The sequence below is a fragment of the Candidatus Venteria ishoeyi genome (assembly GCF_030378065.1).
GTDB classification, from domain to species: domain Bacteria; phylum Pseudomonadota; class Gammaproteobacteria; order Beggiatoales; family Beggiatoaceae; genus Venteria; species Venteria ishoeyi.
On the sequence record NZ_JAUCGJ010000012.1, the window covers coordinates 89,464 to 99,873 of the forward strand.

Annotated in this window: 6 protein-coding genes and 1 pseudogene; 1 reads left to right on the forward strand and 6 read right to left on the reverse strand. The window is 39.3% G+C overall.

All coding sequences use genetic code 11. The annotated features are described in order from the left end of the window. Positions 1–20: 20 nt before the first annotated feature. A complete protein-coding gene (locus tag QUF61_RS05875; protein ID WP_289680922.1) occupies positions 21–3,248 on the reverse strand; it encodes an efflux RND transporter permease subunit in 3,228 nt (1,075 codons plus the stop codon). A 130-nt stretch (positions 3,249–3,378) separates the two neighbouring features. After that, on the reverse strand, positions 3,379–4,158 hold the full coding sequence (locus tag QUF61_RS05880) for an HAD family hydrolase (protein ID WP_103920498.1): 780 nt from the start codon (positions 4,156–4,158) through the stop codon (positions 3,379–3,381). Positions 4,159–4,315: 157 nt separating this feature from the next. Between QUF61_RS05880 and QUF61_RS05885 the strand changes: the two genes are divergently transcribed. Next, positions 4,316–5,389 (forward strand): MORN repeat-containing protein, encoded by a 1,074-nt coding sequence (locus QUF61_RS05885; protein WP_103920497.1) that lies wholly within the window; start codon positions 4,316–4,318, stop codon positions 5,387–5,389. A 117-nt stretch (positions 5,390–5,506) separates the two neighbouring features. Here the strand turns inward: QUF61_RS05885 and QUF61_RS05890 are convergent, their stop codons facing one another. From QUF61_RS05890 to QUF61_RS05905, 4 genes and pseudogenes are all read right to left on the reverse strand, one after another. Beyond that, positions 5,507–6,280, reverse strand: a complete 774-nt coding sequence (locus QUF61_RS05890; RefSeq protein ID WP_103920496.1) for a prolipoprotein diacylglyceryl transferase — start codon at positions 6,278–6,280, stop codon at positions 5,507–5,509. Continuing rightward, on the reverse strand, positions 6,280–8,037 hold the full coding sequence (locus QUF61_RS05895; RefSeq protein ID WP_289680924.1) for an Lcl C-terminal domain-containing protein: 1,758 nt from the start codon (positions 8,035–8,037) through the stop codon (positions 6,280–6,282). Before QUF61_RS05895 ends, QUF61_RS05890 begins: the two co-directional genes overlap by 1 nt. A 26-nt stretch (positions 8,038–8,063) precedes the next feature. Then, positions 8,064–9,578, reverse strand: a complete 1,515-nt coding sequence (locus QUF61_RS05900; RefSeq protein WP_103920495.1) for a hypothetical protein — start codon at positions 9,576–9,578, stop codon at positions 8,064–8,066. A 709-nt stretch (positions 9,579–10,287) separates the two neighbouring features. Then, positions 10,288–10,410, reverse strand: a pseudogene (locus QUF61_RS05905) (ISAs1 family transposase); the annotation flags it as partial.

Consider the following 10,410-nt stretch of genomic DNA (forward strand, 5'->3'; position numbering starts at 1 on the left):
CCTGATGTTCCTTAGTATTTTTATTCACTGCCGTTAATTTGTTGCTTGCGTGAAAAACGCAGTTTCGCACCTTCCAGTAAATTCCATAATACCGGCACAATAAACAGTGTCAGCATGGTTGCCGTTGCCAGACCATTAACAAAGGTTGAAGCCATCGTACCCCACACCAGGGAATAATAAGGAATGCCAAATGCCATAGGCAGCAGCCCCAGGGTGGTGGTTAAGGTGGTTAATAAAATCGGGCGCAGGCGGATGCGGATACCCGCTTCAATGGCAGCGCGGCGACTGGCCCCGGCGCGATAACGTTTATTAATAAAATCCACCAGCACCAGTGAATCGTTGACCACTACCCCGGTCACGCCGATGATGGCAATGAAGCTGTTCACCGTAAACAGTGATTGCGTTAACAACTTGCCAAACACCACGCCAATCAAAGCAAAGACAATGGCAGATAGAATAATCAACGGTTGCAGATAAGACTGAAACTGGGTTGCCAAAATCACATACATGATGAGAATTGCCAGGATAAATGCATAAGCCAGCGAGGTGTACGAGCGCTTGGTGTCTTCATGCGCACCGCCGAATAATAAAGTTGCGCCGGGATACTGCTCGCGGATGTTGGCATAATACTGCTCAATGCGTTTGACTATCACTGGCGTGGAAGTTGGCACATTGGCTTTTAAGTTGGCGCTGAGACTGATAACCCGCTGACCTTGGTAACGTTTAAGGTAGCCGGGTTCCTGCACGCTTGCCAGGCTTGCCACATCTTCCAGGCGCACTGCACCACCGGCGTGTTCAATCAGCGGAATGCGCAGGGCATCACCGGGTTGTTGTAATTGCGCAGGATTGATGCGTAATTTCATATCCACTTCTTCATCATCAAAGCGGTATTTACCGATATAACGCCCATCTAAGGCACTGGCGGAAAGCTGCGCCACCTGCGCGGGGGATAAGTTATATTCATAACTGCCCTGCTGATTGACGTGAAAGCGCAACACCCGCTTCGGGCGGCCCCGACTGTCTTCAAGATTGACCAGATGTGGTGCAATTTCCGGATCTTCTTGTAAAAACTGTAACAGATTATCTGCCAGTCCGGTGATGGCCTGATTGTCATTGCCTAATACCCGCACATTCAGTGCTTTTCCCGTAGGCGGGCCATCTTTCTGGGGACGTAATTCGATGTGATAACCGGGCTTATCAAATTTTTCTTTGATGCGTTGCTGCATCCATTCCAGATGTTTAAGCGGATCATTGCTTGGATAATCGGCAAAATGCTGTTGGTTACGTGGTGGCAGTGTGACCATGACCATGCCAATATTGCTATCAAATAATTCCTGATAATCTTCGTTGAGTTTAAAACCGGCAAAACCAGCCGCAGATTCTGCCATGCCTGCGCCATCTTGCATCACAAAACGTGACATCGCTTCCATCTCTTTCGCAACCTGCTCAATAGAAGCGCTGCTGGGCGCTTCATAGTCGATATAATACAGGCTGTAATCATCGGGAAAAAACTGGATGCGAATTAAAGGCACGGTGCCGCTGAGGGATAAACCCATAATGCTCACAGCGGCAATAAATGCGATAAAAACAACAAACAAACTGGTGAAACGAAAACGCAAAGTCAGTTGAATCATGGTTTCCGTTATACGGCGCGCCACCCGCATAAACAGGTTATCATCTGCCACTTCTGCGGCAATTTCTGCGGCAATATCTTGTTTCTGAGACAATGCTTTTGTATCTTGGGTTACATTTTCAGAACTCAGCTTGGGCTTTGGGCCATAATCAAAATAATGAATGGGCAAAATCAGCAGACATTCAAATAAAGAGGCCACAATAGCAAAACTGACCGCCATTGGAATCTGGGCAAAAAATTCCCCGGTGGTACCAGTCATAATCAGCAGTGGTAAAAATGCGGCGACCGTGGTTGAGGTTGCGGCAAGCACCGGCAGCATCACTTCGCTGGTACCATCAATAATCGCCTGTTTTAGTTCCTGCCCGGTCTCGACATGACGGTAAATATTTTCCAGCACCACAATGGCATCATCAACCACAATGCCGCTGACTAAAACAAAAGCAAACAAGGTGATTTGATTAAGTGAATTACCCGTCAGATACATGATCAGCAATGTCACCAAAAAGGCAAAAGGAATCCCCACTACGGTCAGACCTGCGTTACGCAAGCCCATGAAATAGCCGATTAATAATGCCACCAGTATAATACCCAGCAGCATGTTATAACCCAGGGTTTCTATATCATCTTTGACCCGCAGCGTAGAGTCCTGGGTCAGTACCGTACTGACGCCCTCTTTTGCCAGCATCGGCTGAAATTCTTCGGTAATGGCTTTAAGCTGTTTTATGATTGTCAGCGCATTACCCGCGTTGGCCTTAATAACTTGCAGGGCTACCGCAGCTTCGCCATTCACCGAAGAAATTACCAGAGGATCTCTATAGCCTGCTTTTACCTGACTGGCAACATCAGCAAGGCGAATAAAGCCGCCGTCGCCATCGCGGCGCAGCACGGTGTTTAACACTTGTTCCGGGGAGCGAAATTGCTCATCCACCCGTACCACAAATTCCCCTGCGCTATTACTAAAATTTCCTGCGGGAATGGATAAATTGGCACGCTCCAGTGCTGCCGCCACGCCGTCAAATGTCAAACCCAGGGCGGTGAGTTTTTCCCTGTCTAAAAAAATATGAAATTCACGGATATATTCACCCGTGATTTTAATTTGTTTTATGCCTGAAATTTTTTCCAGTTTCAGTTTAATTTCCTTGGCCATCAGGCTCAAGGCACGATTACTGCGCTCACCTTTGAGATTGACCACCACCATGGGTACCACATCATTAATTTCAATTAACTCAATGCTGGGGGGATCTACGCTATCGGGCAATTCATTGAGCATACCCAGGATTTTAAAGCGCAACTCGCCATACAGTCGCTCATAATCGCTGTCATCAATGAATTTCAGGTGGATAGTTGAACGCGCCCGGTAAGATGTGGATTCAATAAACTCCACGTCCGCCACATCTTCCAGCGCATCTTCAATTTTTTTGGTGACTAAACTTTCGACATCTTGTGGCGAGGCTCCGGGAAAGTAGGTGTGAACCAGTACCTCACCAAAATTAACATTGGGATACTGCTCAACCGGACTACTGAGCAGCGCAAAAGCCCCGGCGACAATGAGGAATACAAAAACCAGGTTGTAAAAGACAACCTGAGCCAGTGAAAAACGTACCAGAGCTTTCATTATTGTAACCTGAGTTCAACGTAAGCTTGAGCAGCACTTAAGGCACTGAAAACAGCTTCCATCTCATGCTGAATTGTTGATAGTACGTGCTGGATTTCAACATTTTTGGATAAAAAACCTGATGTCGAGTTCAGCTTATTTGGTTTGAATGCAGACTTTGCAGCAGGTTCATATCCACAAATGTGGCATCAACCGGCTTACCCGCAATTTGTTTAAATGGCTGGTCAGCTTCTCCCAGTTGATCTAATACCAGTGTTGCACCGCTGAAATCATGATTCTGGGTATAATCATTGACCGTCACCAGGGTTTTTATGCCTGCACCTAAAGATGAGCGCAAACCATTGTCAGAGTCTTCCAGTGCCAGACAGTCTGCCGCGCTCAGTCCCATTTTTTCCAGGGTATAGGTATAAATATCCGGCGCTGGTTTTTTCGCTGGCACAATATCACCCGCAGCAATCACTTCAAACCAATCCAGTGACTCTGGTGAGAGGCTGTAGCTTAATAAGGCGGTGACGTTTTCCGGGGTGGTCGTGGTAACAATCGCCAGCTTGATGCCTGCGCTACGGGCCTCTTTTAGCAGGCGTAAAACACCGGGGCGCAGGGGGATTTTTCCGCTTGCGAGCAATTGGGTGTAGTGCCGGGTTTTAGCTTGGTGCAAGCCAGCAACAAAGCCATCCAAATCGGTTTTTGCCGCTGCCGGATGTTCTGCTTTGGGAATTTCACTGAGGTAAAGTTTCATCCGCTCCTTACCTCCGGTGACTTTTAACAAGTCCCCATACTTTTCCACCGACCAGTGCCAATCCAGACCCGCCTCGGCAAATGCCTGATTAAATGCCACGCGGTGTCCATCCCGCTCGGTATCGGCTAAGGTGCCATCAACATCAAATAACAGGGCTTTGAGTTCGCTCATTAATAATGCTCCTTTATAAAAGAAAAATAATTTTATAAAAAAATGGGAAAATAGAATAGTAGTGCTAAACTAAAAAAAATTATAAAATCTTAAGAGGCTGGTTTGGATTTTGTCTTTAAAAACTTGGTATATTATATATCTTACAAGGGGTAAAACTATGAAAAAAATTATTTTTTTATTTACATTATTAGGCTCAAGCTGTATTTATACTGTTGTTGCTGCAGATGTGTTATTTTTAGCTTCAAATAACGCCTGTACGCAACAGGAGCCAGAATATAAAGAAAAAACATATAAACGTAGGGCTAGCTTTAAAGGATATTATGTCTGTGGTAAACGCAATGGCAAAGGTGTTTATATTTACCCTGATCAGAGTTCTTATGATGGATCTTGGAAAGATGGGAAAAAAAATGGCTATGGAGTTTATTATTGGCCCAGTGGCAATGTGTATAGGGGGGAATGGAAAGATAATCAACAACATGGAAAAGGCACTTTAACCTTTGCAGATGGAGGTGAGTTTGAAGGATATTGGAAATATGGAAAAGTAGTCACCAATGAATCAGAACAAAGCTTTATTGCTAGACTTCAATATTTTATTGACCAAGGTGTAGCTATCTTGGACTCTTCAGAATTTAAAAGGAATTTTATTACACTGTATCGCAACCCAAAAAATAATCAAGCACTCTGTTATTTTGGTTTGTGTAATATGCCTGGTGCTGCTGATGAGTTAGCTCGCATCAAAACTGTACTCAGTAAAAATCATCGCATTAATGTTGAAGATTTTATTCAGTCCTCCACATTTAAGCAGGATTTAATTGATATTGTCAATCTAGTTGGAGCACCTGAGTCTGATTATAAAATGACTGAATTTGAAGAAGAATATAATAATCTCATGAATGAAACCAGGAGCAAGGTGGAAACATATATTGATGAATACTTAGATGGTAGTACATTACTTCAACTTATCGATAATGAAAAAGACATTAAGTTTATCCCATCTAGCGAGAATTCAATTAGTATTTGCTATAATGGAAAGGAAAATATACTTTTATTTAGCTTCTGCCAAGGAGGTGATGTCTTTATTTTTAATAAAGATAAAGAGCTTCTTGTAAAACTTATAGAAACCATTATGGCAATTAAGCCTAGTTCAAAATATATAACTAAGGCACACCCACTTTACAGTAGTTATCCTAATTTACTCAAGATTTATAAAAAGAAAGCTATGACTATGTAATAATGATTATAGTTTTTCAGATATTTATCAGCCAATATTAATTTTATAAGACCTTTCAGCACTCTAAAATACTGGAAAATTAATTTCTGAGAAACTATAAGCTTGAAGTGCTTAGGATTACTTTACACTACTTTTTTTGGTGAAAATTAATACACTGAGAATAAAAATCCCAATTGCTGCATACTGCCCTGATGTGAGATTTGTTATTGTAGGATAAGGTGTTATATCTCCACGTAAAAATGTAATAAAAAAATAGGTGATTGACAATAGAGATAGCCCCATGACTGTGATTTCTCCATTCCAACTATCTTTATATCGTTTCTTATAGGTAAGTAAAAACACCCAGATTAAAAAAGTTGTTATTCCATAATATAATTGTGTGGGGTGAATCGCTAACTGATGAAAAATTTTACCAGCAGAAGATGTATCCGGGAATAATACCCCCCAAGGTAATTCTGTAGGTTGACCATGGCAACAACTTGCCATAAAACAGCCAAAGATCCGTTGTATGGCAAGTGCTAAAATAGCATAAGGAAATAAGAAATCTAATGTACGCAAATAAGGGATATTGTATATCCGGCAATACAAGTAGAACGCAATGAATGTAGCAATTAAAGCAGGATAAGAAGAAAATCCACCAAAACCACGCAAATGAAATACTGCAATAGCATCAGTAAAATTAAAACTCTGCATAATTAGGAGTGATATAAACTGGCTCGAAAAAAGAATAACAATAATGATTAGAAAAAAGTTATATATGTCAGAGTAAGTAAGTATATTTCGAGGAAAAAAATATAATATAGGCGGCAAGCAAACAAAAAATGTTAACACCATTGCCGCACCATAAGTATAAATAATATAATCACTGACTTGAAATAAGACAGGATACATTATGGGTTTCCTTTACCACTTTTCAGTTCAGGACATTCTCTGATAGGTAGCATAAAAGCAGAATCAGTCAAGGCTTTAGCGTCTGGTTGAGGGTGAATAGTTAACCTATTTTTCTGGTTGAGTACTTTGATGTTTAATACCCATTGTTGTTGATTTTTGTCACTTTGTGAACTCCAGAATTGAATATTTTGTCCAGCAGAGGGTGAAGGTGGAAACTCAATATCAAATGCATAATTTGAAAGCATGAATAATTCTTCCATAGTAGGCAGTTTCCAGTTCTTAAAATTTGAATTTGTATTCAGATCATCAAGGAGTACTTGAATATCATTATGCTTTCTTGGTAACATTTTGCCCGCAATTATATTTTTTCCCGCAATGCAATCAATTCCTTCAGGAATAATATAGGTGGGGTCATAACAGATTTTATATTCCTTGCCATTTGATTTTAATGGTACAGATATAATCCCTCTCATATTACATGAATCTTTGTACATATAATCCATTTGTGTTCTATTTTTATTTTCCAGGGAATCTCGTAACTCCTGAGCTTGTATATTTTTTTTCTGGGCTACGGTTGTAATAGCCTGTTGATGCATAGGGTTTGACTTTGGAATGATATGCAAAGAATGTTCATACAGTAAAGAAAATATTGCTTCTAAAGTGATTCTATTTGAATCATATTCCTCTACTAATGAAAAAAAATCATTATCAAAGGGCTTTTGCTGCATAGTCTGTTTAGTCATATTTTTATTTGGTTTGACTTGCTGCGGTGTCTTTGATGGCTGCTTATGCTTAGGCGCAACATAAGGATAAGGTAGGGGCAGAGAAGGAACATATTCGTCTGCAAAGTCATCCATATACTCTAAAGCTTCTTGGACATCAGTTTGTATTGGGTTATTACCCTGGTTGTTGTTGCCCTGGTTATTGCCCTGGTTGTTATTGCCCTGGTTGTTGTTGCCCTGGTTGTTGTTGTCCTGGTTGTTGTTGCCCTGGTTGTTGCCCTGGTTGTTGCCCTGGTTATTGCCCTGGTTGTTGCCCTGGTTATTGCCCTGGTTATTGCCCTGGTTATTGCCCTGGTTGTTGCCCTGGTTGTTGCCCTGGTTATTGCCCTGGTTGTTGCCCTGGTTATTGCCCTGGTTATTGCCCTGGTTATTGCCCTGGTTGTTATTGCCCTGACCTTTAGACTGTATTTGATCTTTATGCCATTTTAATTCAGTTAAGGCATCTAAAATACTGTTTATTATCTGGGGGCTTAATTTTTTAGTATTTTTTAAATGCAATAACTGAGTTTTATTTATTTGATTCCGTATTATGGAATATACGCGCTGTTCATAAGTAAAATAAATCCCTACAGACATGTAAATCGGCTCTATACCTTGTGTGCCATGCACACTACCAAATAAAATAATATCTAATTTTTTAGCCGTTGCTAATTGTTGTAACCGTTGCCAAGCCGCTTGCTTTTCCTTATCAGGTATATTGAAATAATTCAGAGGGGCTTCTTGTACAAGGTATTCCAGGTTGCTTATACCATTTTTTGTATTTTTTAAGTTTTGATGCAATAGTGTATCAAAATTATCATAAGTATTCCCCATGAGCATTTGGGTTTGCTGAGGCACTTCTTTAATAAAGGGTAATAATGCAACATTCAAAGGTGCAGCATATACACTACTGCCTCCTAATATAAGATAAGTTAATATAGCTAGGTATAATGAAATTTTGTATTTCATATAAGATGTTTGGTATATTTCAGCCATTATTATTCTCCGTTTTTATTTAGTAGTTACTTACACTCATTACTTCCCAGTACAGGGAGTAAATAAGCTTTATCATTTGCACTCTTTTCCTTAGCCTCTATATAAGGCGTATATCCCCAATGCCCTTTAGTTAACTCACGGAATTGCATAGTAACAACCCATAAGCGTCTACCGTCCATAGAGCTTGTTTTACTCCAAAAAGTTATGGATTGCCAGGGTTTGATGGTAGGAAAAATAAGTTTTTTATGATGTGTTACTAATACAAGCAATTCTTCTATTGTAGGAATATCCCATAAAACGCTAGAGCGGTGATTTAAATCAGCAATTTCATTTTTTATTTCATTATAAGTTCTGAGTAAAAACTTAGGACTACTCATTGTAGATCCCTTTTTACATGAATAACCTGGAGGAAGTAAAAAACTGGGTTCAAAGCATAACTTGTAAGTTTTACTTTGATGGTGTATATCCAAGGGCTTTGAAATCAAAGCATTCATATAACATGAGCTTCTAAAAAGAACCTCTGGTTTTTGATCTCTAGGGATATGAACTGCATGAGCATTATTTCGGCCATTAGCTAGATTGACTTGTAATTCAGATTTTTTCATACCAGGATTATATTGAATAATTTGTCTAATTGCTTCAGCATGTTCCCTGCGATCTCTTTTGTCAGCGAAAAAAGAAGATGAGTCAAATGGGTAGATATAAAGCCCCTGATTATAAGCTAATTTATATATATTAATTAATGAAAAGGAATCAATATCAAATTTTAAGGGAGATTTAATCTGTTTATTGTTTTGTTTAAGCTGCTGTGGAGTTTGCAGAGGATCATAATGAGGTAAGAGTAGAGGAGGGGCATATTCTTCTGCAAAATCTTCTATATAGGCTAAGGCTTCCTGGACTCTTTGAGGTGTAGTTTGTGTTGAATTTTTAATTGCTGTATTAGTTGATTTCTGGCTTTTGGGTTGTATTTGAGCTTTGTGCCATTTTAAATCACTCAAGGTATCTAAAATACTGTTTATAATTTTCTGATCTAAGTTTTTAGTCTTTTTTAAATGTAATAACTGAGCTTTAGTTATTTGGTTCCTTATTGTGGAATATACATGCTGTTCATGAGTCCAGTAAATCCCTATGGACATATCAATAGAATCAATATCTTGCGCACCATTTAAACTACCAAATAAAATAAGATCCAGTTTTTTATCTGTTGCTAATTGTTGTAGTCGTTGCCAAGCAATTTGTTTCTCCTTATCGGTTATATTGAAATAATCCAGAGGAGATTCTTGTGCAAGGAATTTCAGGTTTTTTATACCATTTTTTGTATTTTTTAAGTTTTGATGTAATAGGATGTCAAAATTTTCATAAGAGTCATCCATTAGGGCTTGAATTTTCTGAGGTACTACTTTACTGATTGGCAATAATATAATATCCAAGGATTCTGCATATACAGTTCTACCTCCTCCTGATACACAACAAGATAATACAATTAGGTATAAGAGTAAAATTTTATATTTTGCATGAGATGCCCAGTATATTGTGGTCATTATTATTCTCCTTTGTATAAAGAAATGGAATAAAATAACTGATAACTCTTTGAACTTATAATTAAAATAATAAATAAAGACCATCACCCCGTCAGCAGAGCCCTCTATATTCGACTACCTGTGTATCAGGCCAGCAGTTCCCGGTTAAATTCGTGTAACAAATTGATATTAAATCTATATTACAATATTAATACACACTAAGTTGCAAAAATACAACCGGCTTTATCAATGGGTTATGAGGTAACCGGGAACGCTTGTTATCAGGCTAACATCTGATGGATTCTTGACCAACATCATTACCAGCAATTCCCGTTCGGATTGATTATTGTGCTGATGGTTACATTATCTGTATCCGTAAAACCACTACATATGGTGATTTTTTATTCCATATTACAAGAACCTGTAAAATAATCTAGTACATCGCCAATTTTATAATGACGGGTGCGCCTGACCAAGACCTTTCAGGTTTTCAAAACCTGGAAGGTCTAAAGGCCGTCAAAACAAGCTTGCTGATGTACTAAATTTTGGTATTTTCGACAACCTAAAATTAATGACTTACAAGTAAAAAACGACTGGTTTTCAGAGTTCTTTTGTAGCCTCACAAGGTCTGGAAGATTGACCGAGAGTTGCTGTATAATTACTCACATACCCCCAGGGCAATCGCATTAAAAACTTAATAAATACCATAGTGTTATGTAGTTCTTGGTTTTTACGACGTGCCCAATAAAATTTTTAGCAGATATGTTTCATTCCAACCAGCTTTGAGACGTTTGGTTTTAATACCAACTTTAGAAGTTTTTTCTGCCTTTAATAAGTTGAGTGCTATATGGCG

Coding starts and splice junctions, on each gene's coding strand:
- QUF61_RS05875 (WP_289680922.1), bottom strand. CDS start 3,248: ATGAAAGCTCTGGTACGTTTTTCACTGGCTCAGGTTGTCTTTTACAAC.
- QUF61_RS05880 (WP_103920498.1), bottom strand. CDS start 4,158: ATGAGCGAACTCAAAGCCCTGTTATTTGATGTTGATGGCACCTTAGCC.
- QUF61_RS05885 (WP_103920497.1), top strand. CDS start 4,316: ATGAAAAAAATTATTTTTTTATTTACATTATTAGGCTCAAGCTGTATT.
- QUF61_RS05890 (WP_103920496.1), bottom strand. CDS start 6,280: ATGTATCCTGTCTTATTTCAAGTCAGTGATTATATTATTTATACTTAT.
- QUF61_RS05895 (WP_289680924.1), bottom strand. CDS start 8,037: ATGGCTGAAATATACCAAACATCTTATATGAAATACAAAATTTCATTA.
- QUF61_RS05900 (WP_103920495.1), bottom strand. CDS start 9,578: ATGACCACAATATACTGGGCATCTCATGCAAAATATAAAATTTTACTC.